This is a genomic window from Mesorhizobium sp. M0185 (assembly GCF_040322175.1).
Taxonomy (GTDB): domain Bacteria; phylum Pseudomonadota; class Alphaproteobacteria; order Rhizobiales; family Rhizobiaceae; genus Mesorhizobium.
In genome coordinates, this window is the sequence record NZ_JAMYSY010000003.1 from 249,212 (window position 1) to 271,703 (window position 22,492).

28 protein-coding genes and 1 pseudogene are annotated in these 22,492 nt (G+C 61.5%); 10 read left to right on the plus strand and 19 right to left on the minus strand.

The genetic code is table 11. The annotated features are described in order from the left end of the window. Window positions 1-2: 2 nt before the first annotated feature. Entirely contained in the window at window positions 3-1,517 is a 1,515-nt protein-coding gene (locus NKJ20_RS04355) for a sensor histidine kinase (protein WP_352742762.1), read from the minus strand. Between the two features lie 75 nt (window positions 1,518-1,592). Between NKJ20_RS04355 and NKJ20_RS04360 the strand changes: the two genes are divergently transcribed. The 4 genes from NKJ20_RS04360 to NKJ20_RS04375 all read left to right on the plus strand — a co-directional run bounded on the left by NKJ20_RS04360 (window position 1,593) and on the right by NKJ20_RS04375 (window position 4,193). After that, a complete protein-coding gene (locus NKJ20_RS04360) occupies window positions 1,593-2,216 on the plus strand; it encodes a thermonuclease family protein (protein WP_352742763.1) in 624 nt (207 codons plus the stop codon). Window positions 2,217-2,257: 41 nt separating this feature from the next. Continuing rightward, complete coding sequence (locus NKJ20_RS04365; RefSeq protein ID WP_352448877.1) at window positions 2,258-2,869, plus strand: glutathione S-transferase; 612 nt, start codon at window positions 2,258-2,260, stop codon at window positions 2,867-2,869. 13 nt (window positions 2,870-2,882) lie between these two features. Then, window positions 2,883-3,500, plus strand: coding sequence for a uracil-DNA glycosylase family protein (locus NKJ20_RS04370; RefSeq protein WP_502894919.1), 618 nt, complete (start codon window positions 2,883-2,885; stop codon window positions 3,498-3,500). A gap of 201 nt (window positions 3,501-3,701) precedes the next feature. Beyond that, the gene (locus tag NKJ20_RS04375) at window positions 3,702-4,193 is read left to right on the plus strand and encodes an Lrp/AsnC family transcriptional regulator (RefSeq protein ID WP_023675006.1); all 492 of its coding nucleotides are present in this window, start codon (window positions 3,702-3,704) and stop codon (window positions 4,191-4,193) included. An 11-nt stretch (window positions 4,194-4,204) separates the two neighbouring features. On the opposite strand, the gene NKJ20_RS04380 is transcribed toward NKJ20_RS04375, so the two are convergent. From NKJ20_RS04380 to NKJ20_RS04430, 11 genes and pseudogenes are all read right to left on the minus strand, one after another. Further along, a complete protein-coding gene (locus tag NKJ20_RS04380; protein ID WP_352742765.1) occupies window positions 4,205-4,777 on the minus strand; it encodes a DUF3299 domain-containing protein in 573 nt (190 codons plus the stop codon). Between the two features lie 62 nt (window positions 4,778-4,839). Continuing rightward, on the minus strand, window positions 4,840-5,421 hold the full coding sequence (locus tag NKJ20_RS04385; protein WP_352742766.1) for a GNAT family N-acetyltransferase: 582 nt from the start codon (window positions 5,419-5,421) through the stop codon (window positions 4,840-4,842). Further along, complete coding sequence (locus NKJ20_RS04390) at window positions 5,381-6,085, minus strand: DNA alkylation repair protein (RefSeq protein WP_254817259.1); 705 nt, start codon at window positions 6,083-6,085, stop codon at window positions 5,381-5,383. Before NKJ20_RS04390 ends, NKJ20_RS04385 begins: the two co-directional genes overlap by 41 nt. A 9-nt stretch (window positions 6,086-6,094) precedes the next feature. Next, window positions 6,095-6,970: pseudogene (locus NKJ20_RS04395) on the minus strand (NAD(P)-dependent oxidoreductase); the annotation flags it as partial. 58 nt (window positions 6,971-7,028) lie between these two features. After that, window positions 7,029-7,856 (minus strand): ABC transporter permease, encoded by an 828-nt coding sequence (locus NKJ20_RS04400; RefSeq protein ID WP_023675012.1) that lies wholly within the window; start codon window positions 7,854-7,856, stop codon window positions 7,029-7,031. Next, complete coding sequence (locus NKJ20_RS04405) at window positions 7,853-8,566, minus strand: ABC transporter permease (protein WP_352742767.1); 714 nt, start codon at window positions 8,564-8,566, stop codon at window positions 7,853-7,855. The genes NKJ20_RS04400 and NKJ20_RS04405 overlap by 4 nt, the downstream gene beginning before the upstream one ends. Window positions 8,567-8,684: 118 nt before the next feature. Then, the gene (locus NKJ20_RS04410; protein WP_352742768.1) at window positions 8,685-9,467 is read right to left on the minus strand and encodes an ABC transporter substrate-binding protein; all 783 of its coding nucleotides are present in this window, start codon (window positions 9,465-9,467) and stop codon (window positions 8,685-8,687) included. A 213-nt stretch (window positions 9,468-9,680) separates the two neighbouring features. Further along, entirely contained in the window at window positions 9,681-10,190 is a 510-nt protein-coding gene (gene mobB, locus NKJ20_RS04415; RefSeq protein WP_023675015.1) for a molybdopterin-guanine dinucleotide biosynthesis protein B, read from the minus strand. Continuing rightward, a complete protein-coding gene (mobA, locus tag NKJ20_RS04420) occupies window positions 10,187-10,816 on the minus strand; it encodes a molybdenum cofactor guanylyltransferase MobA (protein ID WP_352742770.1) in 630 nt (209 codons plus the stop codon). Before mobA ends, mobB begins: the two co-directional genes overlap by 4 nt. Window positions 10,817-10,874: 58 nt before the next feature. Beyond that, the gene (locus NKJ20_RS04425) at window positions 10,875-11,795 is read right to left on the minus strand and encodes a DMT family transporter (protein ID WP_352742772.1); all 921 of its coding nucleotides are present in this window, start codon (window positions 11,793-11,795) and stop codon (window positions 10,875-10,877) included. A 122-nt stretch (window positions 11,796-11,917) separates the two neighbouring features. After that, complete coding sequence (locus NKJ20_RS04430) at window positions 11,918-12,274, minus strand: hypothetical protein (protein WP_023675018.1); 357 nt, start codon at window positions 12,272-12,274, stop codon at window positions 11,918-11,920. A 135-nt stretch (window positions 12,275-12,409) separates the two neighbouring features. Between NKJ20_RS04430 and NKJ20_RS04435 the strand changes: the two genes are divergently transcribed. Further along, window positions 12,410-13,201: a DUF1579 family protein gene (locus tag NKJ20_RS04435; protein WP_352742773.1), complete on the plus strand. Its 792-nt coding sequence runs from the start codon at window positions 12,410-12,412 to the stop codon at window positions 13,199-13,201. Window positions 13,202-13,252: 51 nt separating this feature from the next. On the opposite strand, the gene NKJ20_RS04440 is transcribed toward NKJ20_RS04435, so the two are convergent. Both NKJ20_RS04440 and moaA read right to left on the minus strand, forming a co-directional pair. Beyond that, window positions 13,253-13,726 carry a hypothetical protein gene (locus NKJ20_RS04440; RefSeq protein ID WP_023675020.1) on the minus strand — a complete coding sequence of 158 codons (474 nt, stop codon included), beginning with the start codon at window positions 13,724-13,726 and terminating at the stop codon, window positions 13,253-13,255. A 55-nt stretch (window positions 13,727-13,781) separates the two neighbouring features. Beyond that, complete coding sequence (gene moaA / locus NKJ20_RS04445) at window positions 13,782-14,777, minus strand: GTP 3',8-cyclase MoaA (RefSeq protein WP_352742775.1); 996 nt, start codon at window positions 14,775-14,777, stop codon at window positions 13,782-13,784. A 199-nt stretch (window positions 14,778-14,976) separates the two neighbouring features. Here moaA and NKJ20_RS04450 point away from each other — a divergent pair, with 199 nt between their 5' ends. Beyond that, a complete protein-coding gene (locus NKJ20_RS04450; protein WP_352456745.1) occupies window positions 14,977-15,330 on the plus strand; it encodes a gamma-butyrobetaine hydroxylase family protein in 354 nt (117 codons plus the stop codon). A 23-nt stretch (window positions 15,331-15,353) separates the two neighbouring features. Here the strand turns inward: NKJ20_RS04450 and NKJ20_RS04455 are convergent, their stop codons facing one another. Beyond that, window positions 15,354-15,812: a nuclear transport factor 2 family protein gene (locus tag NKJ20_RS04455; protein WP_352742777.1), complete on the minus strand. Its 459-nt coding sequence runs from the start codon at window positions 15,810-15,812 to the stop codon at window positions 15,354-15,356. Window positions 15,813-15,940: 128 nt separating this feature from the next. On the opposite strand from NKJ20_RS04455, the gene NKJ20_RS04460 reads away from it, so the two are divergent. After that, entirely contained in the window at window positions 15,941-16,552 is a 612-nt protein-coding gene (locus NKJ20_RS04460) for a pyridoxamine 5'-phosphate oxidase family protein (RefSeq protein WP_352742778.1), read from the plus strand. Window positions 16,553-16,579: 27 nt separating this feature from the next. On the opposite strand, the gene NKJ20_RS04465 is transcribed toward NKJ20_RS04460, so the two are convergent. After that, the gene (locus NKJ20_RS04465) at window positions 16,580-17,032 is read right to left on the minus strand and encodes a MarR family winged helix-turn-helix transcriptional regulator (RefSeq protein ID WP_352456748.1); all 453 of its coding nucleotides are present in this window, start codon (window positions 17,030-17,032) and stop codon (window positions 16,580-16,582) included. A gap of 47 nt (window positions 17,033-17,079) precedes the next feature. Here NKJ20_RS04465 and NKJ20_RS04470 point away from each other — a divergent pair, with 47 nt between their 5' ends. Beyond that, the gene (locus tag NKJ20_RS04470; protein ID WP_352456749.1) at window positions 17,080-17,988 is read left to right on the plus strand and encodes an alpha/beta hydrolase; all 909 of its coding nucleotides are present in this window, start codon (window positions 17,080-17,082) and stop codon (window positions 17,986-17,988) included. Between the two features lie 34 nt (window positions 17,989-18,022). On the opposite strand, the gene NKJ20_RS04475 is transcribed toward NKJ20_RS04470, so the two are convergent. Further along, window positions 18,023-18,637 (minus strand): TetR/AcrR family transcriptional regulator, encoded by a 615-nt coding sequence (locus NKJ20_RS04475; RefSeq protein WP_352742780.1) that lies wholly within the window; start codon window positions 18,635-18,637, stop codon window positions 18,023-18,025. Between the two features lie 98 nt (window positions 18,638-18,735). Between NKJ20_RS04475 and NKJ20_RS04480 the strand changes: the two genes are divergently transcribed. Further along, complete coding sequence (locus NKJ20_RS04480) at window positions 18,736-19,482, plus strand: 3-oxoacyl-ACP reductase family protein (protein WP_352742781.1); 747 nt, start codon at window positions 18,736-18,738, stop codon at window positions 19,480-19,482. Window positions 19,483-19,701: 219 nt separating this feature from the next. After that, window positions 19,702-21,606: a L,D-transpeptidase family protein gene (locus NKJ20_RS04485; protein WP_352742782.1), complete on the plus strand. Its 1,905-nt coding sequence runs from the start codon at window positions 19,702-19,704 to the stop codon at window positions 21,604-21,606. An 11-nt stretch (window positions 21,607-21,617) separates the two neighbouring features. Here the strand turns inward: NKJ20_RS04485 and NKJ20_RS04490 are convergent, their stop codons facing one another. Continuing rightward, a complete protein-coding gene (locus NKJ20_RS04490; RefSeq protein WP_352540510.1) occupies window positions 21,618-22,094 on the minus strand; it encodes a hypothetical protein in 477 nt (158 codons plus the stop codon). Between the two features lie 124 nt (window positions 22,095-22,218). Then, entirely contained in the window at window positions 22,219-22,470 is a 252-nt protein-coding gene (locus tag NKJ20_RS04495; protein ID WP_352540509.1) for a PepSY domain-containing protein, read from the minus strand. Window positions 22,471-22,492 lie beyond the last annotated feature (22 nt).

The following is a 22,492-nucleotide window of genomic DNA, read 5'->3' on the forward strand; positions in this document are numbered from 1 at the left end:
ATTCAGCGCCGGCGCGAGGCAACCGCCTTGGTCGGCAGCGCCGGCAGTTCCTCCATCACCCGGCTCAGCGGGAAGATGGCGATCGCCTCGGTGCCTTCGCGTAGCCTGGAATGGAGCTGGAATTCGCCACCATGCATGGCCAGCAAGCCTTGCACGATCGGCAGGCCAAGCCCGGTGCCCTGTTCGGCGCTCTTGATGGCGATCGAGCCCTGGCCGAAGGCCGAAAGCACGATCGGAATCTCGTCTTCCGGTATGCCCGGCCCATTGTCCTTGACGGAGAGATATTGCCCGCCGCCCGCCGTCCAGCCGACGCGCACGCGGATTTCGCCGCCGGTGGCGGTGAACTTGATGGCATTGGACAACAGATTGAGCGCAATCTGCCGCACCGCGCGTTCGTCGGCGAACAAGCGCGGCAAGGCGTTTTCGAAATGCTGGACGATGCGGATGTCCTTGTTGCGCGCCTTCAGCTCCATCATGTGGCAGCAATCCTCGACGACGGAGAGCAGCATCATCGGCTCCTCGTTGAGCTGGTAGCGGCCCGCTTCGATGCGCGACAAATCGAGAATTTCGTTGATCAGGTCGAGCAGATGCTGTCCGGAGTCGTGCACGTCACGGGCATAGTCGCGATAGGTCGGGTTGCTCATCGGGCCGAGCACCTCGTTGGCCATCACTTCGGAAAAGCCGAGAATGGCGTTGAGCGGTGTGCGCAGCTCGTGGCTCATCGAGGCCAGGAAACGCGATTTCGCCAGATTGGCGTCTTCCGCCCGCCGCCGTGCCTCGTCCGACATCGATTTCGCCGTCTCCAGTTCGGCAATCAGCGCATCCTTTTCGGAGCGGAACGACAGCAGCATCAGCGAGGAACGGTTGAGCTGGCGCGCTACATAGGCGAAGAAAGGCAACGAGGCGATCAGCAAGCCTGCCATGATCACTTCGACCGGCATCCATAATTTCGCACTGGCATAAGCATAGATGGCGACCGGGAGGGCGAAGGTCGCCAACAGCGCACCGCGCAGGGACGAGGCCAGGATCGCGGTTGCCGACATGGCGAGCAGCAGCACCACCGCCTTGGCGACCTGGAACTGATCCGTTTGGCAAGTTTCGCAGCCGAGCCATGCGAACCAGGCCCAGCCAAGCCCGCACAGAAAATGGCCGATCAGGAAATCCCTATGCGTTTCCAGCGGGTTGAGTTCGGACGCTTGAGTGACGCGTCTGGCCATGAATGCAACGATGGTATAGCAGATGAATGTGAACAGCGCCCAGACGCCGATCTCCTTGCCGATGCCCGCGAACAAGCCTGCCGCGGCCGTTGCCAGAACGAGCAGCGGAATGACGATCACGCCGCCGGTCATCGACAGCGCGTGGAGCTTCAACAGCTCGCGGTCGAAGTCGGGATTTCCGGCTTGCTGCGAAAGACGGTCGCGCGTCTTGCGGACCGCGCGCGCGACATCGCTGTTGCGATGGCGTTTCCTGCGGTCCACAATAAACTTGTCCGCCGTGGTCGAGCGTTGCAGGGGCATGAAGTCTTCAATTTACGCGGGCAGCAATTTCAAATCGTTAAGCTACGTTCGAATGATTAACCAACGGTTTGCCATATGAGCCGTTCGTGGTCGCGATGGCCGCGCCAGCGATACTATGCGCCGCGTCCGCGAAGCCTGTGGCGCCGACTGATGGACTATGGGCTGACACTCATCGTGCTCGGCCTGGCGATCCTCCTGGCGGCGCGCCTCGACCGGGTGGAGACGCGCAAGACGGAGGGCGCGGCCACCGTCAATGACGGCGATAGCATCACGCTCGGCGGCGAGCGTATCCGCATGCGTGGCATCGACGCGCCGGAATATTCGCAAATCTGCCGCAAGGACGGTGCCGACTATCCTTGCGGCAAGCTCGCGCGGCAGTCCCTGGTGCGGTTGATCGCCGGCAAAGCGGTCTCCTGCAGCGGCTGGCAGCGCGACCGCTACGGCAGGCTACTCGGCGACTGCAAGGCCGGCGGCAAGGATCTCAACCGCGCACAAGTCGAGGCCGGCTGGGCGGTCGCCTTTGGCGATTTCGAGACCGAGGAAGCTGCTGCGCGCGCGGGCAAAGCCGGCATCTGGGGCGGAACTTTCGACGAGCCGAAGAACTGGCGCGAGAGCCACGGCCACGAGCTGGTTGAAAGAAAGCACGGTACCTTGGCGTCGATCGGCGACGCCTTGCGCGAAATTTTTCGCTTCTGGTGAGCTGTGCCTATAGTTCGTCGAGACGGACGAGGAGGATAGAGATGAAGCTGTTCGACGGCGGGCGCGCGCCCAATCCACGCCGGGTTCGGATTTTTCTGGCCGAAAAGGGACTTCAGGTTCCGCTGGTGCCCGTCGACATGGGCGCGCTGGAGCACAAAGAGCAGCCGGTCAGCTCGCGCAATCCGCTGAAGCGTCTGCCGGTGCTCGAGCTCGATGATGGCACAGTCATCACCGAATCCGTCGCAATCTGTCGTTACTTCGAGGAACTGCACCCCGAGCCGGCTTTGTTCGGGCATGGGGCGCTCGGCAAGGCAATCGTCGAGATGTGGCAAAGACGTGTGGAGTTCAATCTGTTCGGCTGCGTCGCCGCGGCGTTCCGGCATATCCACCCCGCAATGAGGGAATGGGAGATCCCGCAAATCCCCGAATGGGGCGAGGTCAACAAGCCGAAGGCGATCGAATTCCTGAGATTTCTGGACACTGAGCTCGCCAGCAGGGAATTCGTCGCCGGCGATGCCTATTCGATCGCCGACATCACCGGGCTGGTCGCCATCGACTTCATGAAGCCGGCTCGCATCAAGGTACCCGAAGAGTGCACCAACGTGCTGCGCTGGTATCGAGAAATCTCCAGCCGGCCGAGTGCCGCCGCCTGACAATGAGTTCCGAATGACCGAAGAGTTGGAAGCCCTGGCGGCGAGGGTACGCGCCTGCCGCATCTGCGTCGATAAGCCGGCCGCCAGGCCGCTGCCGCACCAACCGCGGCCCGTGCTCAGGCCATCTTCGAGTGCGCGTATCCTGATCGCCAGCCAGGCGCCGGGTACCAAGGTTCACATCACAGGCATGCCGTTCACCGACGCCTCCGGCGACCGGCTGCGAAGCTGGCTGGGCGTCGGCAGCGAGGAATTCTATGACACGGACAAGTTTGCCATCGTGCCGATGGGCTTTTGCTTTCCCGGTCAGGACGCCAAGGGCGCCGACCTGCCGCCGCGCCGCGAATGTGCGCCGGCATGGCGCACATCGCTGATGGCGCTGATGCCGCAAGTCGATATGGTGCTGACGATCGGCATCTACGCGCAAAGCTGGCATATGGGCGCGGCGCGCCGTCCCTCGCTGACGGAAACGGTCATGGACTGGCGTGCCATCTGGGCGGCGGCGACCGACCCGAAAGTCCTGCCGCTGCCGCACCCGTCCTGGCGCAACACCGGCTGGCTGAAGCGCAATCCATGGTTTGAAATGGATTTGCTGCCCTTTCTGAGATCGGAAATCCGCTATCGCCTCGGCTAGGCATTCAGCAAGAAATCACTCGCTTTCGCGCTATCCAACAGAATTTCTTTCTTGTAAAAGGCCATGACAAGAGGGATTATGGTAATCCATTCCTCGAAGCGCGCCGCGCATGAGGGGACGCGCGTTAAATTCTTGTTTTTATGCATGTCGTTGTGCCAAGGCCGCTGCGCACTTGGACGACTTGCATCAGGGGAGCATCCAATGGACCGCCTTGATAGAAAAATTCTCCGCCTGCTGCAGGAGGATGCGACGCTTGCAGTCGCCGACGTCGCCAAGAAGGTCGGCCTGTCGACGACGCCGTGCTGGCGGCGCATCCAGAAGCTCGAGGAAGAGGGCGTCATCAAGCGGCGCGTCGCCATCCTCGATCATGAAAAGGTCAATGTGCGGGTCACGGTGTTCGTCTCGATCCGCACCAATTCGCACAGCCATGAATGGCTGCGGCGCTTTTCGGAGGTCATCCAGGAATTCCCGGAAGTGGTCGAATTCTATCGCATGAGCGGCGACGTCGACTATCTCTTGCGCGTCGTGGTGCCCGATATCGCCGCCTACGACGCCTTCTACAAGCGGCTGATCGCCAAGATCGAGATCCGCGACGTGTCGTCTTCCTTCGCCATGGAGCAGATCAAATACACGACCGAGATGCCGCTGGATTACATGATGCTCGACAAGGAGTCCGGCGCCAACGCCGCCTGAGATTCTTCTGTTTAGTTCTTCTTTTTGTTCAGGAAAGTCCATGGCGAGTTGACCGGCAGCGTGATCGTGTCCGGCACCGTATCGACGTTGACCACCTCGGCCTTGTGCACGGTGTAACCTGACTGGATGACGCTGACGCCGTCAAGGATGAAAAGCTGGCTCTTCTCCATACCCGGTTGCAAGGCGCCGGTCACCGAAACCGGCTGGTAGGCCTCGGACATCCTGTAAGGGTGTGCAGGCGTGACGAGGACGATCTGGTTGGGCGGCGGCGTCGGCATGTGGCTGCAGGCTCCCGTCCACGGCACCAGCAGGAATTGGTAGACGAGATCACCATCGCGGTCGACTGGCAGCGCATAGCCTGCGAGCTGCACGGTCTTGTCCTGCAAGTCGAGTGAGAGCGTCTCGCCACGATCCGGCATTTTGGCCGCGATCATCGGCAGTCCGACGCTTTCGGCGGCTGCCTGGGTAGCCGGGCGCAGATCCTTCCAGAAAATGTGCATGGTTCCGGCGGAAGCGCTTGCCGCGATCGCGGACGCCAACAAGGCAGTTGCTATGATCGTGCCTGATTTAAAACGGTTGCTCATCGCTGCTCCGCCGTTGAGCCTTGATCTGCGAACATCAAGTAAAGCTGCCGCTGCCTCACAGGTCAACGCTCAAGCCGCATCACATGCCGGCGCGAGCCGGTCATGCCGATCTCGCGAAAGCCGCGGGCGACGAACATGTCGCGAAAACCCATGAAGCTGTAGCTCGGCGAAGCCTGGTCGACGGGATAGGCTTCGATCGTCCTGGCGCCTTTGGCAAAGGCGTGATCGATGGCCGCGTCGAGCAATGCGCTTGCCAGCCCGCCGCCGCGCAACGCTCTCGGCACAAAGAAGCAGACGATCGACCAGATGCCCATCTCGCTATCGTCCTGCTGCCGTGACAGCTTGCGGTAGGTCTCCCGCGGCGCGATCGAGCACCAGCCGACGGTCCGGCCATCGATCTGGGCGACAATGCCGACTGGCGTGCCGGCGTCGATCAGCGTCATCATCGCGCGTTTCTTCTCGTCGTTCTCGACGTGCTCGCGGCGGTCGAGATTGCGCCAAGCCATACACCAGCAGTATTTCGGCCCGCCGGGTTGCTCGAACAGGTTTTCGAAATCGGCGCGCGTCGATTGCGTCACCTCCGTGAAGCGCACTTCGCTCAGGTCAAGCTTTTCTGGCGGCGAGCCGCTCGAGCGTCTTGGCATCGGAAAGTTCCTTCACGGCGTCCTTGCCGATCCAGCGTGCGGTCCTGTCTGTCGAGGCCGCCAGTTTTAGCGCCACGGCAAGGGCAGGGCCGTGCAAATTCATCGATCGCTTGCCGATCGAACGAAGCGCCCAGTTCACGGCCTTCTTCACAAAATTGCGGCCGTCGGTCGCATGCGCTTCGATGATCGGCAGGAATTCGAGGAAGGTCGTCTCGGGTTCCTTCTTCCGGTGGACCACCGACCAGGCCATCATCGCAAAAGCCGTGCGTCGAACGAATTCCCGTTCGTCGACCGCGAATTCGGCGATCAATTCCTTCCAGCAATCCGTATCGACAAAGAGATCGGAGACCCCGTCGACGATATCCCACGAGTCGAAAGTCGCCGCCCATCGTCTTGCATCCGCGGCGGAGAACCGCTCCGGATCGGCTGTCACGGAAGCGATGAACTGCGCCTCCATGATGCCTGTCTGCCAAAGCTCGAAGGCACGCTCATGGTTGCGCTTGATTTTCTTGGCAATCTGCCGCTGCACGCCATGCGAGATACCGAGCGCACGTTCGATCTTGATGCCGTAGCGCAGCATGCCAAGTCGATTTTCCTCTGAGGCGATCGAGCGCAGATGAGCGACGATTTCATCGGCGCTGGATTGAGGCGAAAGCTCGGCCACGGTGAAATCCTATTTCTCCAGCCGCGCCAGCAGCGAGGACGTGTCCCAGCGCTTGCCGCCCATCGCCTGCACGTCCTTGTAGAACTGGTCGACAAGTGCCGTCACCGGCAGTTTGGCGCCGTTGCGGTCGGCCTCGGCGAGGCAGATGCCAAGATCCTTGCGCATCCAGTCGACGGCGAAGCCGAAATCATATTTGCCGGCATTCATCGTCTTGTGGCGGTTCTCCATCTGCCAGGAACCGGCGGCGCCCTTGGAGATAACCTCGATTACCTTTTCGATGTCGAGCCCGGCCTGCTTGCCGAAGTGGATACCTTCGGCCAGTCCCTGAACGAGGCCGGCGATGCAGATCTGGTTGATCATCTTGGTGAGCTGGCCAGCCCCTGCCGGTCCCATCAACCCGACCATGCGGGCATAAGCATCTATGACTGGCTTGGCCCTGTCGAAGGCGTCAGGCTCGCCGCCGACCATCACGGTCAGCATGCCGTTCTCGGCGCCTGCCTGACCGCCGGAGACCGGGGCGTCGAGGAACGAAAACCCGAGCGCTTGCGCGTGCTGTGCCAGTTCGCGCGCGACCTCGGCCGATGCCGTTGTGTTGTCGATGAAGATGGCGCCTTTCTTCATGGAATTGAAGGCGCCTTCGGCACCGGTCGTCACCGAGCGCAGATCGTCGTCATTGCCGACGCAGGAAAAGACGAAGTCCTTGCCCGCGGCCGCCTCTGCTGGTGTCGCGGCGAAGCTGCCGCCATGCTGGGCGACCCACTGCTCGGCCTTGGCCCTGGTGCGGTTGTAGACGGTGACGTCGTGACCGCCCTTGTTCTTGAGATGTCCGGCCATCGAATAGCCCATGACGCCAAGACCAAGAAATGCCACCGAAGCCATGTTTTCGAATCCCTTAGAAGCCTGCTTTGCGGTCTTCTTACCGGATCAGGCAAGGCGATGGGAGTCAGCGGTGTAGATGGATGGTGATGCGCCGTTCGATCCACTCGACGCCGTGGCGCAATGTTTCCACGATGATCAGATAGATGATCGCCGCCCAGATATACGACTGAAAGTCGAAGGTGCGCGCATAGGTGAGCCGGGTGATGCCCATCAAATCGTAGACCGTGATGATGGCGACGATTGCCGAGCCCTTGATCATCAGGATGATCTCGTTGCCATACGGGCGCAACGCGACGATCAGCGCCTGCGGCAGGATGATCTTCCACATCGTCTGCAGTTTGTGCAGGCCGAGCGAGGCGGCACCTTCCCACTGGCCCCTCGGCACGCTCTCGATTGCGCCACGCAAAATCTCGGCCTGGTACGCGGCCGTATTCAGCGAAAAGGCGAAGATCGCGCAGTTGAACGCTTCGCGGAAGAAGCCCCACAGTCCGACCATCTCGAGCTCCGGCCGGAAGGAGCCGACCCCATAGTAGACCAGGAAGGTCTGCGCCAACAGCGGCGTGCCGCGAAAGAAATAGACATAGGCATAGGCGAACCCCGAAAGGATCGGGTTCTTCGACATGCGTGCATAGGCGATCGGCACCGACAGGATCGCGCCAAGCACAATCGAGATGGCAACCAGCAACAGGGTGATGCCGAGGCCGGATATGTAGCCGGGTGCATATTTCTGGAAGAACTCCGGGTTCCACGCAGCGACCAGGTAGACGACCATGCCAATGCCGAGAGCGATCCACAGGCCGACCAGGACATGGCCGAGGATGCGTTGGCGCGACCAGCCGCGTGCGGGCGGCGGCGGCCGGTCGACCTTCAGCGTGTCGGTGGCAAGGCTCATCTCTTGACCTCGCTGCCGCCGACCGCTCGTTCGATCGCCTTGATGCCGAAGGAGGAGACGATCGCCAGCAGGAGATAGATGAGGCCGGCAAAACCGTAAAACAGGAAGGCATGCTTGGTGACGCGCGCGGCAACCCCGCTCTGCCGGAGGATCTCGTTGAGGCCGACGGCCGAGACGAGCGCGGTGTCCTTGAGCAGGATAAGCCAGAGATTGGCAAGTCCGGGCAACGCGATGCGGATCAACTGCGGCAGCACGATCAGCCGCATCGTCTGGCCGCTGGACAGGCCAACCGAATAGCCTCCCTCATATTGCCCTTTTGGAATGGCGCGGAAGGCGGATAAAAACACCTCGCTGGAATAAGAGGAAAAAATGAAGCAGAGCGCGATCATGCCGGCGACGAAGCTGTTGACGTCGGCGGAGGTGCCGGGGCTCACCAGCCGGACAATGTACTGCAGGATCAATGGGATGCCGAAGAAGATCAGAAACAGGGTGAGCAGCTCGGGTATTCCGCGAAAAATCGTGGTGTAGATGTTCCCGGCCAGTCTCAGCGACGGCTCTTCCGACTGTTTGGCCAGCGCCACGAAAAAGCCGAGCGTCAGCCCGAAGGGCAGAGTGGCCAGCGCAAGACATACTGTGACAAACACACCCGCGGCGATGTCGTCGAGCCAGCCTTCGGGTCCCCAACTGAGAAGCGTCAGTGCGCTCTGCATCCGCCTGCCTGTTCTCCTTAAGGCTCTTTGAGACCCGTGCCGCGTCACCCCTCGTGCGCGGCATCCTTATAAGAACGGCGGGAATCTCCCGCCGTTCACGTCCTCCTATGTCGGTCGATCAGGACTCGCCGCCATAAACGTCATATTTGAAGTATTTGTCGTTGATTTCCTTGTACTTTCCGTTTGCTCGGATGGCGTCGATCGCCGCATTGAACTGGTTGACCAGATCGGTCTCGCCCTTGCGCACGGCAATGCCGGCGCCCGGACCGTGGATTTCGATAACCGGCTTGATTGTGCCGACCAGCTTGCAGCAGGCGCCGTCCGGCGAATCCAGCCATTGCTGCAGCACGACGATGTCGTCATTGGCGGCATCGAGCCGGCCATTGGCCAGATCGAGCTGGTATTCCTGTGCGGTCGGGTACGGCTTGACGGTGCTGTCGGCATAAGTCTTGGTCGAATAGTTGAAATGCGTGGTGGACGCCTGCACGCCGATCGTCTTGCCGGCCAAATCTTCCTTGGTGACACCCTTGATGTCGGTGTCCTTGGGGGCGGCGATCGCCGGCGGCGTATTGTAATATTTGTGGGTGAAGTCGACCTTCTCGGCGCGTTCCGGCGTGATCGACATCGACGCGACGATGGCGTCGAACTTGCCTGCCTGAAGGGCGGGAATGATGCCGTCCCAGTCCTGCGCGACAAAGGTGCACTTCACCTTCATCTCGTCGCAGAGCGCCTTGGCAATGTCGATATCGAAGCCTACGAGCTGGCCGTCGGCTGTCAGATTGTTGAATGGGGGATAGGCTCCCTCGGTGCCGATCCTCAAGGTCTTTTCCTGGGCCTGGGCAACGCCAAGCGTCAGCAGCGCAGCCGAAGCGGCAAGCGCGATACGCAGTGCAATACGCATAATGGTCCTCTCTGTTGGTCCCGGCCGTCGTTCCCGAACGGCTCTGTGGGCGGTGCTTTTGACCGCCCGCTGATGCGATACTCCCATTCTTTCCCAAGAAAAAGCAACTGCAAAACCGTCGCTTGAGGGAAGGTCATGTTCAGAAAGCGATGACGCTGGGTCAGACGCCTAAATTGGAAAGCAAGTGGGCGGAAACTGTCTTCTGCCGCATTTTCAGCGCGACAGGCTTGTGGCGCGCTCGATGAAGTCAGCTATCGAATTCGTGTCGTCGAGATCGAAGGCCGGCAGGTCTTCGCCGACAATGGGGAAGTCGGAGGCGATGGCGACAATGTGTGGATCGCCTGCCGAGAGCGGTGTCCGGTCCTTGGCCTCGAGCCGTCGCGTCTCGATTTTCTTGTGCGCTTCGCGCTTGTAACCCTCGACCAACACGATGTCGCACGGTGCCAGCCGTGACAGGATCGCGTCCAGCGTCGGCTCGTCCTCGCCGCGCAATTCGTGCATCAGCGCCCAGCGCCTGCCCGACACGACCGCGACCTCCATCGCTCCCGCCTGCCGGTGGCGAAAGCTGTCCGCTCCGGGTTTGTCGATGTCGAAATCATGATGGGCGTGTTTTACCGTCGACACTTTCCAGCCGCGCCGGACGAGTTCGGCTACCAGCTTTTCGGTCAATGTCGTCTTGCCGGAGTTCTTCCAGCCGGTGATGCCGAAAATACGTCTTTTCATGGCTCGATGCTCTGCAACAGATGCACGGCCTGGGCAAGGTCGTCGGGAGTGTTGATGTTGAAGAACGGATCGATCTCGGCCCCGCCGGATTTCAGGATGGGAAATTCCACCTCGACAAAACCGTGCCGGTCGATGAACGCCGCAACGCGCCGGTTGTCTTCCTCGACGAGAAATTGTCGCAAGACCTGATCTAACCCTAGCGGCCAGAGTGCAAAGGTCGGATGCCGTTTGCCGCCGGAACAGGCGACCGCAATCGAGCCGGGGCGTTCGTCGGCTGCCGCGAGCAGCCGCTCGACCATATCCCTGGGCAGGAAAGGCGTATCGCCGGCAGCCGTGACCAGCGCCTGGCAGGTCGTGTCGGAAGCCCATTCGAGGCCGGTCAGGATCCCGGCAAGCGGCCCGGCATAACCTTTGACAGTGTCGGCAAGCCCCGGAAGCCCCGTCGCGGCAAACCGTGCCGGATCGCCATTGGCGTTTAGCGCAAGCGGTCCAACCTGCGGGCCAAGGCGCGAAACGACACGGTCGAGCAGGGTGCCGTCGCCAAGCGCAAGCAGCGTCTTGTCGCCGCCGCCCATCCGGCTCGACCTGCCGCCGGCCAGAATGATCCCTGCAATATGTCGGCCCATGGTTTGCTGCCTAGACCCAAAATCCAGTTTTCAAATCAGACAGTCGTCGACAGTCACTCTATATGCCGTCCGGCGCCATGTCCGGTCCAGTGCTTTCGGCGGCTGTTTTTCGCCGTCCAACGATCCGTTCGCGGTAGAGTGCATAGAGGCCTGACGCGATGATGATCGTGGCACCGAGGATCATCGGCAGATCGGGGACATCGCCGAAGATCGTGAAGCCAAGCAAGATCGACCAGAGCAGGGCGGTGTAGCGAAACGGCGCGATGAAGGAGATATCGCCCACCCGCATCGCCGTGATGATGAAGTGATAGCCGATGAGCACGAGCACCGCCGCCAACGCCAGGAACGCCGTGCTTTGTCCTGTCATCGGTTTCCAGCCGCCCATCGGCGAAAGCAGTGCCGCGCCCAGAAACGTCATGGCAAGGGCGGTGGCGCTCGACACCAGCAATGTCGGAATTGCCTGCGGTATCCGCTTGGTAGCGAGATCGCGCACCGCGCAGCATGCGACGCTGGCCAGCGCCAGCAGTGAAAAGACGCTGAACCCTTCGAAGCCGGGCCGCACGATGATCAGCACGCCGGCAAAACCGGCGGCAATGGCCAGCCAGCGCCGCCAGCCGACGCCCTCGTTGAACACAAGCGCGGCGCCCATCGTCACCGCCAGCGGCAGCGCCTGCAGCACGGCGGAGACATTGGCGATCGGAAGATGTGCCAGAGCAACCAGGAACGACACGGTGGCGCCGGCCTCGCCGGCGACGCGCAGCGCAACGGTCGGCTGCAGCATCGAACCGGGCCGGGCAAGCGCGCCCCGTTGCCACGCAAGCAGGCCAACGAAAAGCGAAGCGAAGGCGCCGCGGATCAGCATGACCTGCGCCATGTTCATCGATTCCGATAAGAATTTGGTGATCGCGTCGTTGAGAGTGAAACCAGCCATGGCCACCATCATGAACAACGCGCCGCGGAGGTTTGGCGAAAGAGGCAAGGCGATTACCGGGTGAGTCCTGCAGCAAGCGTCTAGCAGGCACCCACAAGACAGCAACGTCAAAGGGCTGGGCCACAGCCTTTCTGTGGCCCGTGACATCTGCCGCGCAAGAGCGGCAGGGCTTATTTGGGCGTCAGTACCTCGGTGCCGTTGCCTTCCTTGCCGGCAATCGTCCACAGGCCATGCAGCGAGCCGTCTTCCTGCACTTTGTAGACGACTAGACCGACCGCCTTGCCCATGACATAGCCGGCGGAGAAGGCATCGTCGTTGCGCATGCAGATACCGTCCGAGGACGAGCCGCCTGTCTCCCAATGGATCGTGCAGGTCGTCTCGCTGGTCAGCGTGATCGTCGCGTCGCCACCATAGGACGACCCATCGAAATTGGTGCCGGCCACGGCATAGGTGCCGCCGATCGACTGAGCCGCCGCGGGCAGGGCCGCGAGGCTGAGCAATGCAAGAGAAAGAATGAGTTTGCGCATATCGTATTCCCCCACTGGGCGAAGAACCGCTCCAGAGCAGAGGCTAGGCCCGAATGGGCTTGCGGTAAATCCGGTGACCGTTTGCGGACAAGACCTTTTCTGGGTGTGACCCCAAAAAAGGTGCCGTTCTAAAGGATGGGTTCGGAGGGCAAATTTATCACACTGCGGCTCGAGGAAAATTTTTCGATGAGATCAAATTTGCTCGGCAAGATTCACCAAATTGGTCATTGTAAGCTTTTGATCGTGTTGGGGAGATGGTCCATGATGAATGCACGAGGCAATGCGGACTGGCTTGGCACAGGCAGCAGGCGGCATGTTTCGTCGGCTTTCCGGTTCTCTTCTGCCCTGGCGGTTATCCTCATGGCGATAGCGCCTGCGTTCGCCGATAACGGTGCTTCGGCGTCGGCAGTCGAACGGATGTCCACGCCGGGTCACGAAGCGGATGAGCTCGCTCGCCGCGTCGGGAAATGGTCCGTCGTCAACACGATCTGGCCAACGCCCGGCGCCCAGCCGATCGTGATGACGGGGCTGGTGGCCGAGCGCACGATGATCGGTCCCTTCATGCAGGAGGTGATGCGCCCGGCGCCCGGGTCGAAAATGCCGGACTTCCAGCGGATAGCCTATTTGAGCTATGACCGGGTGGAGGGCCGCTGGAAGTATGTCTCCATGGACACCCGTTTCCCGGCAGGGATCATGCCCGCCTGGAGTTTTGGTGGCGAGGAGGACGGCAAGATTTCACTGCTGTTCCAGCCGCTTGGTTTCGTCGGCTTCGGCCCTGAGGTCGAAGGGCGGTTCACGGCCTCCGATTTCGTCATTTCCAGGGACGGCGACAATCACGAAGTGGCCGAGCAACATTTCCTCCAGGCCAATGGCAGCGGCAAAAAATGGCTTGCCGTACGATATGACTACACGCGCCAACAACCGTGACTCGCTAGCAAAAACAATAGGCTGCCAATAAGTTCTGACGTCGCCGGATGCTCACGGTCCCCTGAGGCTGCCGGCGATCGCATCGACGAGCGGGTCGTATTTCGATTTCAGGGCTGGCGGGTAGTCGATCCAGACCGTGCGGATGACACCGTCTTTTCCGAACAGGCGGCGTTCATAGAAGATGTTCCCGCCTTTGATGCCCGACAGCACCGCCCAGTCCTTGCCGGTCTTGCTGTAGGTGATCCTGTAGCCAGGTTCCTTGCTGGCCCTCTCGGCGGAGACGAAGGCTGTAGGGGTGTCATCATCGATGTTGAGGATACCCGAACAGATCAGGCTGGCGCCATCGGCAGTGAGCCATTGTTGTCCATCGCCATTGTCCGGCTCGGGCTGGCGAAGAGTGAAGATTTCATCCGGAAAGGTGCAGATGGTACCGAAGCGCTCGTTCGTGTAGGTAAATGGCGCGGCAACTGCCGTGGTCCCCGCCATCACTCCGAAAAACGTCAGGACTGCAAAAAACCGCTGCACGCTTTGCCTCGCGCCGATACCAAGGCGATTATTCTTGCACGAAATCGGCGAAAAATTAGCCGCCGGTGACGCTCATATGCCGCGACACCGACGGACGGTTGGTGCGGCGATCGATGATGAAGTCGTGGCCTTTGGGCTTGCGGCCGATTGCTTCGTCGATGGCATCGGCGACCAGCTCGTTGCCTTCCGACGCACGCAGCGGCGCGCGCAGGTCGGCCGCATCTTCCTGGCCGAGGCACATGTAAAGGGTGCCGGTGCAGGTCAGCCGGACCCGGTTACAGCTTTCGCAGAAATTATGCGTCATCGGCGTGATGAAGCCCAGCCGTCCGCCGGTCTCGGCGACTTGGACATAGCGGGCCGGGCCACCGGTCTTGTAGGGAATGTCGCCTAGCGTGAACTGGCGTTCGAGAGCCGCGCGCAACAGCGACAGCGGCAAATACTGGTCGGTGCGGTCGGCGTCGATCTCGCCCATCGGCATGGTTTCGATGACCGTCAGATCCATGCCGCGGCCATGCGCCCAGCGCAGCATTTCCGGCAATTCGGCGTCATTGAAGTCCTTCAACGCCACGGCGTTGAGCTTTACCTTTAGCCCGGCCGCCTGCGCGGCGTCGATGCCGTCCATGACCTTGTCCAGATTGCCCCAGCGGGTGATCTGGCGGAATTTGGCGGCATCGAGGGTATCGAGCGAGACGTTAATGCGCTTGACGCCGCAGTCGGCGAGCTCGGTGGCAAAGCGGGAAAGCTGCGATCCGTTGGTGGTCAGCGTCAGCTCTTCCAGTGCACCACTCTCGAGATGCCGCGAAAGCTGGCGTACCAGGTGCATGATGTTCTTGCGCACAAGCGGCTCACCGCCGGTGAGGCGGAGCTTGCGCACACCCTTTTCGATGAAGACCGTGCAGAGCCGGTCGAGCTCTTCCAGCGACAGCAGGTCCTTCTTCGGCAGGAACGTCATGTCCTCGGCCATGCAATAGGTGCAGCGGAAATCGCAGCGGTCGGTGACCGATACGCGCAGGTAGGTGATCGTGCGACCGAAAGGATCGATCATATCCATGCTTGTGCGCTTCCCGTGGCCGTGAACGGCTTCGTTATATATGGCTATGTGATACGAGCCAACGTGGCATTCAAGATAGAAGCTCGCGATCTTCGGTAACATTCCGACGCCGACAGATCATGTCGGAACTTTCCATGCGGCCTTTTCCCTTGACGCGAAGCGGCGTAGGGAAGGGCAGTTCTCCGCAGGATCCACCACCATGACAGCGCCAAAAGAACTCAGGGTCTCGAAGGACCGCAAGCTGCTTTCCGTCACCTTTCCGGGCCATCAGCCGTTCGAATTGTCGGCCGAGCTGCTGCGTGTCGCCTCGCCATCGGCCGAGGTGCAGGGCCATTCGCCCGAACAGCGCGTCACCGTTCCCGGCAAGCGCAATGTAGCGATTCTGAAGATCGAGCCGGTCGGCAATTATGCCGTGCGCATCACCTTCGACGATTTCCACGACACCGGCATCTTCACCTGGAATTACCTGCATACGCTGGGTCATGAGAAGGATGCACGCTGGGCCGCCTATCTCGCCGAACTGGAAGAGAAGGGGCTGAGCCGCGACCGTTGAATGGATCCCGCAGGACTCTCAGGTCAACGCAGGATCGCCAGTATCTCGCTGGTGTCGTGATAAAACGGCGTGCCTTCGATCAGCCGGTCATCCTTGAAGCGCAAGACTTCGGCAAACGGCTGTTTGATGGTTGCACCATTGGCCCGCGATGTCAGCGAAAGCGAGCAGCTCATGAACACCGTGTCATCGTTTTGGGCGACCTGAAGGTCCTCCACCGCCACGTCGCTCCAGATTTCCCGCATTTTGCGGAAAAGGGCGCCAACGCCGTCGAGGCCGCTCCAGTCACCGGCATAGGGCAGGGAGCGCGGCTCATGCACGACAATCTCGGTATGAAATGCGCCGGCAAGCACATCGAGGCTCTCCGACCCTGATTGCAGGAAACGCATTTCAACATTGAACATGTTTTCAATAAGTTCCATGGCGGTGCGTCGCCGGTCGAGCGGTTTATCCATTTTGACCTCCGTATCCGTTGGCACGATCATGCAGGTAAAGCGGTTTGCCCTTGTTTGCGTTGCCGCGACACCCGTTTCCTGATGACCGGCAAACGGGCACTTGTCGTGAAAACGTCATCCATCTGGAGTAGCGCCGGCAAAGCTTTGGAGACGAAAACATGTCCATGATCACCAGCATCGAACAGCTTGAAGCGCTCTATGGCCTGCCCGGCGAGGCATCGGTGGTCAAGGAACTCGACCAGCTGATTCGCGAATACGCAGCTATCATCGAGGCTTCGCCGTTTGCCGCGCTCGCAACCTGCGGGCCAGAAGGGCTGGACTGCTCGCCGCGCGGCGATCTCGCCGGCTTCGTCCGCATCCACGATCCGAAAACGCTGATGATGCCGGACCGGCGCGGCAACAACCGTGCCGATTCGCTAAGGAACATCCTTCGCGATCCGCGCGTCGCGCTTCTGTTCCTCGTGCCGGGTTCCGGCACGACACTGCGCGTCAATGGCCGCGCCCACATCACCACCGATACCGGGCTCTGCGCCTCGTTCGCCGTCGAGGGCAAGCCGGCGCGCTCGGTGACGGTCATCGAGATCGATGCGGTTTATTTCCAGTGCGCCCGCGCCATCCACCGATCGGAACTGTGGAATCCGGCAAGGCATGTCGACCCGAGATCGCTGCCGACTCCCGGCCAAATCCTGGAAATCACCAGCCGCAAGAACATTGACGGCGAGGTCTACGACAAGGAATGGCCCGAGCGCGCGAAAAAATCGATGTGGTGAAGCATTTGGTGGTGGAGCACTGGGCTGTCAGGCGGTCTTCAAAACCTCGGCAACCCTACGCATCTGTTCGCCGATCATGTCACATTGTTCCGGCGTCGACTGGCTCATCGCCTTCTCGATCAGCGCCATATGGACCTTCAGCGCCTGCATCAGCAGTGCCTCGCCGGCCTCTGTCAACGTCAGCCTCAGCACGCGCTTGTCCTTCTCGTCGCCCTCGCGGCGCAGCAGGCCACGGGTCTCCAGCTGAGGCAAAAGCATGGTGATGTTGGAGCGACCGACCAGCAGCCGACGAGCAAGGTCGTGCTGCGACATGCCGGGATGACGGTAGAGGTTCATCAGCACGTCGAGCTGCGCCGGCTTCAGGTCGAGCGGCGCAAGCTTCACCGCCAGGGTGCGTTCCACCACATGGCAGGCGCGCGCCACCGCGACCCAGTTGCGAAAACGCGGGTTGTCCCAGGGCAGGTCTTGCTTAATGTTCATGTTTGAACTATTATGTTCATGCTTGAACCAATGAATGGATCGCCACTATGGCATCATTTGGACTGAAGGTCATCCGCGGCACGTTCGGCGTGGCTGAGCATGTGGCACCGCGACTCACCGGGCGTGCTGCATTCGAGCTGTTCTGCCGCACGCCGCACGAGAAGAGCTTGAGCAAAGGCGAGCGCCGCGCAATTGATCGCGCCGCCGATTTCATGACCCAGGCACGCCATCACCGGCTAAAGACCAGAACCGGCTGCGTCATGGTGCATGAATTCCGGCCCGAGCCGGGCAGGGCGACTGCCGGCACCGTGCTCGTCATCCATGGTTGGCGTTCGCGCACCGAATACATGCGCACGCTGATCGAAGCCTATCGCGATGCCGGCTACAAGGTGGTCTCGCTCGATCTGCCGGGCCACGGCCAGTCGCAGGGCCGCCGGCTTACCCTGGTCAGTGCGGTCGATGCGGCACGGGTTGCCGGCGAATGGTTCGGGCCGTTCGCGGCCATTGTCGGCCATTCCTTCGGTGGTGCCGTTGCCGCCAACGCCGTCGCCGGTTCGATCAGGAACATCCCGCGATTGGCGGCCGGGCGGCTGGTGCTTATCGCTGCGCCGAGCTCGCTGCCGGCAATCTTTGCTGATTTCAGTCGCATGCTGAATGTCGGCTCGCGCTCGCAGGCCGCCATGGCCGACCGGGTCGAGCGCATCGCCGGCCGGCCGTTGCACGAGTTCACCGGTGACCGCCAGCTCGCAAGCACGCCGCTGCCGACGCTGGTGATCCACGCGCCGGACGACCGCGAAGTGTCCGCCGAGCATGCAAGGCTCTACACGCGCGCCGGAGACCATGTGCGGCTTTACTGGGCCGACGGGCTCGGCCACCGCCGCATTCTCGCCGACAGGGGTGTGGTGGAGCGTGCCGTTGGCTTCGTTGCCGGCAGGCTGGAGCCGTCTCTGCAGTGACCTGAATATCGTTCTTGTCAGCCGGGTTCGACCGTCACGCCGCCCCGGTGCTGGCCATCGCTATCCAAGCTGCCATTGCCCCGGCCACCGTCGCCAGAAGAGCCGAGCGCGACGCGCCGTCGCGCGCCTGGATCGACATGCCGTGCTGCACGGTCGCGTAGAAGGTCGCGGCCGTACCGCAGTCGAAATCGGCCGGCAACTCTCCCTCGGCCACGCCACGCTCGAGCCGTCTCAGCAAGGCTTCGCGGTTTTCGGCGCGGCGACGGCGCAGATCATCGCAGATGGCGCCGCGGCTTGAATCCTGGTGCAAAGCGCCGAGCGCGATCAGGCAGCCTTGCGGGCGACCGGTCTGTGAATAGGCCCTGGCAGTCTGCCGCAGGAACCGTTCGACGGCCTGGCGCGCGGTCGGCGCCTTTTCCAGCGCGGACCAGATCTCGGTTCCCTCGACCCGCGTGTAAAGCTCGGTTGCCTCGAGAAACAGCGCTTCCTTGCTGGCGAAGGCGGCATAGAGGCTGGGTGAGTTGATGCCCATTGCAGCGGTCAGGTCGCTTATCGACGCGCCCTCATAACCCTTGGCCCAAAACACTTCCATTGCGCGCCGCAAGGCGGCGGCTCGATCGAAGGTGCGGGGGCGGCCTCGTTCCGGCATGGCATCCTTTCTGTATTGATCGATACATAATTCGGTTGACGTGGTTCAGCAAGGCTGGCAGATATTTATGTATCAATCACTACAAAATGGAGAAGCAGGTGTCATCCAAAAGATTGAACGGCAAGGCCGCCCTCGTCACCGGCGGCAGCCGCGGCATTGGTGCGGCGATCGCAAGAAGGCTCGCGGCCGACGGCGCAGGCGTGGCGATCACCTATGTGAATGGCGAGGAAGGGGCGCGTGCGGTGGTCAGGGAAATCGAGGCGGGCGGCGGCCGGGCCTTTGCCATCAAGGCCGACAATCGCGATGCTGGGGCGATCGAGGCGGCGGTCGATGAGGCAGCAACAGCCTTCGGACGGCTCGACATCCTGGTCAACAGCGCCGGCATCTGGCGCGCTGCGCCGATCGATGCCCTGTCGCTTGCCGATTTCGACGAGACGATGGAGGTCAACCTTAGAGCCCCGTTCGTCGCCGCCAAGGCGGCAGCAGCGCATATGGGCGAGGGTGGCCGGATCATCTCGATCGGCAGCAATCTGGCCGAGCGTGCCACGGACGCCGGCCTGAGCGCCTACTCGGCCAGCAAGGCTGCCTTGGTTGGCCTGACCAAGGCCTTTGCACGCGATCTCGGTCCGCGCGGAATCACCGCCAATGTCGTCCATCCGGGGTCGACCGATACCGACATGAATCCGGCAGCCGGCCCGCACGCCGAGCATCAGCGTCAGAGGATGGCGATGCCTCGCTTCGGCACGGCCGACGAGATCGCCGGCATGGTCGCCTGGCTTGCCGGCCCCGAAGGGCGCTTCGTGACAGGCGCTGCATTGACCATCGACGGCGGCGCCAACGCTTGAGGCTTGGCTCACGGGCACTACCATTGGTCGGGAGCGACGGTGGATTCGCTCCCCCGTCACGACGTTGTGAAACCGTTCTGCAACAGACGTTCCGAAATTTATGAAAGCTTAACGAAATCAGTATGAATCAGTGTAGTCACGCCTTACATCCGCCATGGGGTGGGCGAGATCGTGAAAGCGGTGCGGAACGGGATCCGGTTCAACCGGAGCGGGTGATCCATGAAACTCCTTGGAAACAAAGCAACCGTGCTGCCGTTTGCGGTGGCCGCGGCAATGCTGGCCTTCGGGGCGCCGAAGGCTGAAGCGCAAGGGTTCTTCGACATGCTTTTCGGCGGCGGCGTCAAACACGCACCGCCGAAAGGTAACTTTCCGCCGCCACCGTCAAAATACAAGCCGAAGCCCAGGGCGCCGGCCGCTTCCGGTGGTGGGGGCGGTGGTGGTGCGCAAATCAGCGGCCCGTCCTATTATACCTACAAGAGCGATCCGCTGGTGCGCGTCGATTTTTCGGCACTGTCGGCAGCGCCTGAACCAGCAACGCCTCAGGACGCTGCTTTCGAGCCGGCGGCAACCGGGGCTGCATTCCGCGAAGCCATTGCCGGTCTCGACGGCTATGATCTCTACGCCGAGAAGGACATCGCCAAGGCGCTGATCGCCTATTACTCGGCCAATCCGGATTTCATCTGGGTGACGGGAACCAGTCCCAGCAGCCGTGCCCAGGATGCCGTGCGGGTGCTGGGCGAGGCCGCGAGCTACGGCCTGACGCCCGCCGACTACACCGTCGAAGTTCCGGCAGCAGGCACATCGGCGGGCAATGTCGATGAACGCCTGAAAGAGCTGGTCCGCTTCGAGATGGCGCTGTCGGCGCGTGTCCTGCGCTACGCCCGTGACGCACAAAGCGGCCGCGTCGATCCCAACCGCATGACCGGCTACTACGATTTTCCGCCGAAGCCGCTCGACATGGAAGGGGTGCTGACGACGCTGGCCCATACCCAGCAAGTGCGCACTTATCTCGAATCACGGCACCCACAGAATTCCGAGTATCAGGCGCTGCGCGTCGAACTGGAAGCGCTCCAGGCCAGCGCCGAAGACGAAATCACCATTGATCCCAATCTGCTGTTGAAGCCGGGGCAGACCAGCCCCGAGCTGCCGAAGCTTTTGACAAAGATCGCGCGCAATCTCGATGACGAGATGGGCGGCGCCTATGGCGAGGTCCTGGCGAGGCTCGCTACCAGCGAGGTCTACGATCCGGAGCTGGTGCCGGTGATCAAGGCGGTGCAGAAACGGGCCGGCATGAAAGGCGACGGCGTCATCGGCCCGCGTACCGTTGCATCGTTGGCCGGAACGTCCAAGGCCGACAAAATTCAGAAGGTTCGGGTTGCGCTCGAAGAGTTGCGCTGGTTGCCATCCGACCTTGGCAGCCCGCGCGTCTTCATCAACCAGCCGGCTTTCACCGCGAGCTATATCGATGATGGCGAGGAGAAGCTGAAGACCCGCGCCGTGGTTGGCAGGTCCACCAACCAGACTGCTTTCTTCTATGACCAGATAGAGCAGGTCGACTTCCATCCCTATTGGGGCGTGCCGCAGTCGATCCTGGTCAACGAGATGCTGCCGCGGCTGCGCCGGGATCCTGGCTATCTCGACCGCGCCGGCTACGAGGTGGTCAATGCCCGCGGCAAGCGCATTCCCTCGTCCTCGGTCAATTGGGGCGCCTACGGCGCAAAGATACCCTACGGCGTGCGCCAGCTGCCCAGCGAGGCCAATGCGCTGGGCGAGCTGAAGATACTGTTCCCCAACAAGCATGCAATCTACATGCACGATACGCCGCAGAAGTCGTTTTTCCAGCGCGACATGCGTGCGCTCAGCCATGGCTGCGTTCGCTTGCAGGATCCGCGCGGCATGGCCGCTGCCGTGCTCGGCACCTCGGTCGACTACATCGAGGACAAACTGAAACACGGACATTCGACCGAGGACGTGACACGCAAGATCCCGGTCTATGTCGCCTATTTCACCGCATGGCCGGACCTGTCCGGCAAGGTCGAATACTTCAACGACGTCTACGGCCGCGATACAAGGCTGCAGCAGGCGCTCGACAGCACGGAAGCGGTGCGTTCGCCGGCAAGCTGACGAATGCGGTTCTAGCGCTGAAACAGTGGACGCCGGAAACCGGCATCGCGTCCGGCGATGAGCCAATAGACCAAGCCCGCGACAACGCCTGCGGCGGCAATGATGCCGATATCGGCCCAGCGCTCCGGGTTCGTGTCATCCGGTACACTGGGCCAGATCAAGGCGAAGCCGCCAACCGCGGCCGCCGCGCCGAAGACCATATGCAGCCAAAAACTGCGCAGCGAGAAAAACTCGGCAATCAGTGCGAAGATCAGCGTCTGCAGGCCGGTCAGCACGATCGTCAGAAAATAGATGAACATGCCGAGCGGCGGCAACAGCAGCACCGCAACGGGGGTGACGCCCATGACGTCGAAATAATTCGGCGCATTTGGCAGCGAACTCAGCCCGCCATAGATCGCCGCCACCGCGATCAGCCCAACCAGTACCGCTATGAAATAACCCGCGAGCATCATCAGAAAGCGCTTCAATACGTGCTTTACCGTCTCCATGCCCACCCCCGCGCGCAATGATAGCACCCAGTCAGCCATCAAAGTCATATCTACGCAAGGGTGTGCCGAAGACCGGGTGCCTCCGGGCGCGCCTTTTTCGAATGCTAACCTTTGCAGGCAGCGACTATTTCGGCGCGGCTGTCACCGGATCGTAGGTGATTTCGACTTTCGCCTTGTCGCTCGTGTAATAAATGACGGTGTAGCCATCGCTGTCCCAATCGATTTCCTTGATGTAGCGGAAGTCGTCGCGCTGCTCGACCTTGGCGATGATTTCCGACAGCTTCTTGGCATTCTGCGGCGGCACCGGATTTTCGTCCGCGGCAAAGGCCGGTCCGCCGACAAGCAGCACGGCGGCCGCCAAAACAAGTCTGGACATGGCTTTCCCTCACATCTCGATC

Coding starts and splice junctions, on each gene's coding strand:
- NKJ20_RS04410 (WP_352742768.1), bottom strand. CDS start 9,467: ATGCGTATTGCACTGCGTATCGCGCTTGCCGCTTCGGCTGCGCTGCTG.
- NKJ20_RS04430 (WP_023675018.1), bottom strand. CDS start 12,274: ATGCGCAAACTCATTCTTTCTCTTGCATTGCTCAGCCTCGCGGCCCTG.
- NKJ20_RS04455 (WP_352742777.1), bottom strand. CDS start 15,812: ATGATCGTGCCAACGGATACGGAGGTCAAAATGGATAAACCGCTCGAC.
- NKJ20_RS04400 (WP_023675012.1), bottom strand. CDS start 7,856: ATGAGCCTTGCCACCGACACGCTGAAGGTCGACCGGCCGCCGCCGCCC.
- NKJ20_RS04375 (WP_023675006.1), top strand. CDS start 3,702: ATGGACCGCCTTGATAGAAAAATTCTCCGCCTGCTGCAGGAGGATGCG.
- mobB (WP_023675015.1), bottom strand. CDS start 10,190: ATGAAAAGACGTATTTTCGGCATCACCGGCTGGAAGAACTCCGGCAAG.
- NKJ20_RS04470 (WP_352456749.1), top strand. CDS start 17,080: ATGGCATCATTTGGACTGAAGGTCATCCGCGGCACGTTCGGCGTGGCT.
- NKJ20_RS04475 (WP_352742780.1), bottom strand. CDS start 18,637: ATGCCGGAACGAGGCCGCCCCCGCACCTTCGATCGAGCCGCCGCCTTG.
- NKJ20_RS04405 (WP_352742767.1), bottom strand. CDS start 8,566: ATGCAGAGCGCACTGACGCTTCTCAGTTGGGGACCCGAAGGCTGGCTC.
- NKJ20_RS04360 (WP_352742763.1), top strand. CDS start 1,593: ATGAGCCGTTCGTGGTCGCGATGGCCGCGCCAGCGATACTATGCGCCG.
- NKJ20_RS04355 (WP_352742762.1), bottom strand. CDS start 1,517: ATGCCCCTGCAACGCTCGACCACGGCGGACAAGTTTATTGTGGACCGC.
- moaA (WP_352742775.1), bottom strand. CDS start 14,777: ATGGATATGATCGATCCTTTCGGTCGCACGATCACCTACCTGCGCGTA.
- NKJ20_RS04385 (WP_352742766.1), bottom strand. CDS start 5,421: ATGCCAAGACGCTCGAGCGGCTCGCCGCCAGAAAAGCTTGACCTGAGC.
- NKJ20_RS04435 (WP_352742773.1), top strand. CDS start 12,410: ATGGGTTCGGAGGGCAAATTTATCACACTGCGGCTCGAGGAAAATTTT.
- NKJ20_RS04380 (WP_352742765.1), bottom strand. CDS start 4,777: ATGAGCAACCGTTTTAAATCAGGCACGATCATAGCAACTGCCTTGTTG.
- NKJ20_RS04370 (WP_502894919.1), top strand. CDS start 2,883: ATGACCGAAGAGTTGGAAGCCCTGGCGGCGAGGGTACGCGCCTGCCGC.
- NKJ20_RS04485 (WP_352742782.1), top strand. CDS start 19,702: ATGAAACTCCTTGGAAACAAAGCAACCGTGCTGCCGTTTGCGGTGGCC.
- NKJ20_RS04495 (WP_352540509.1), bottom strand. CDS start 22,470: ATGTCCAGACTTGTTTTGGCGGCCGCCGTGCTGCTTGTCGGCGGACCG.
- NKJ20_RS04365 (WP_352448877.1), top strand. CDS start 2,258: ATGAAGCTGTTCGACGGCGGGCGCGCGCCCAATCCACGCCGGGTTCGG.
- NKJ20_RS04450 (WP_352456745.1), top strand. CDS start 14,977: ATGACAGCGCCAAAAGAACTCAGGGTCTCGAAGGACCGCAAGCTGCTT.
- NKJ20_RS04460 (WP_352742778.1), top strand. CDS start 15,941: ATGTCCATGATCACCAGCATCGAACAGCTTGAAGCGCTCTATGGCCTG.
- mobA (WP_352742770.1), bottom strand. CDS start 10,816: ATGGGCCGACATATTGCAGGGATCATTCTGGCCGGCGGCAGGTCGAGC.
- NKJ20_RS04490 (WP_352540510.1), bottom strand. CDS start 22,094: ATGGAGACGGTAAAGCACGTATTGAAGCGCTTTCTGATGATGCTCGCG.
- NKJ20_RS04465 (WP_352456748.1), bottom strand. CDS start 17,032: ATGAACATTAAGCAAGACCTGCCCTGGGACAACCCGCGTTTTCGCAAC.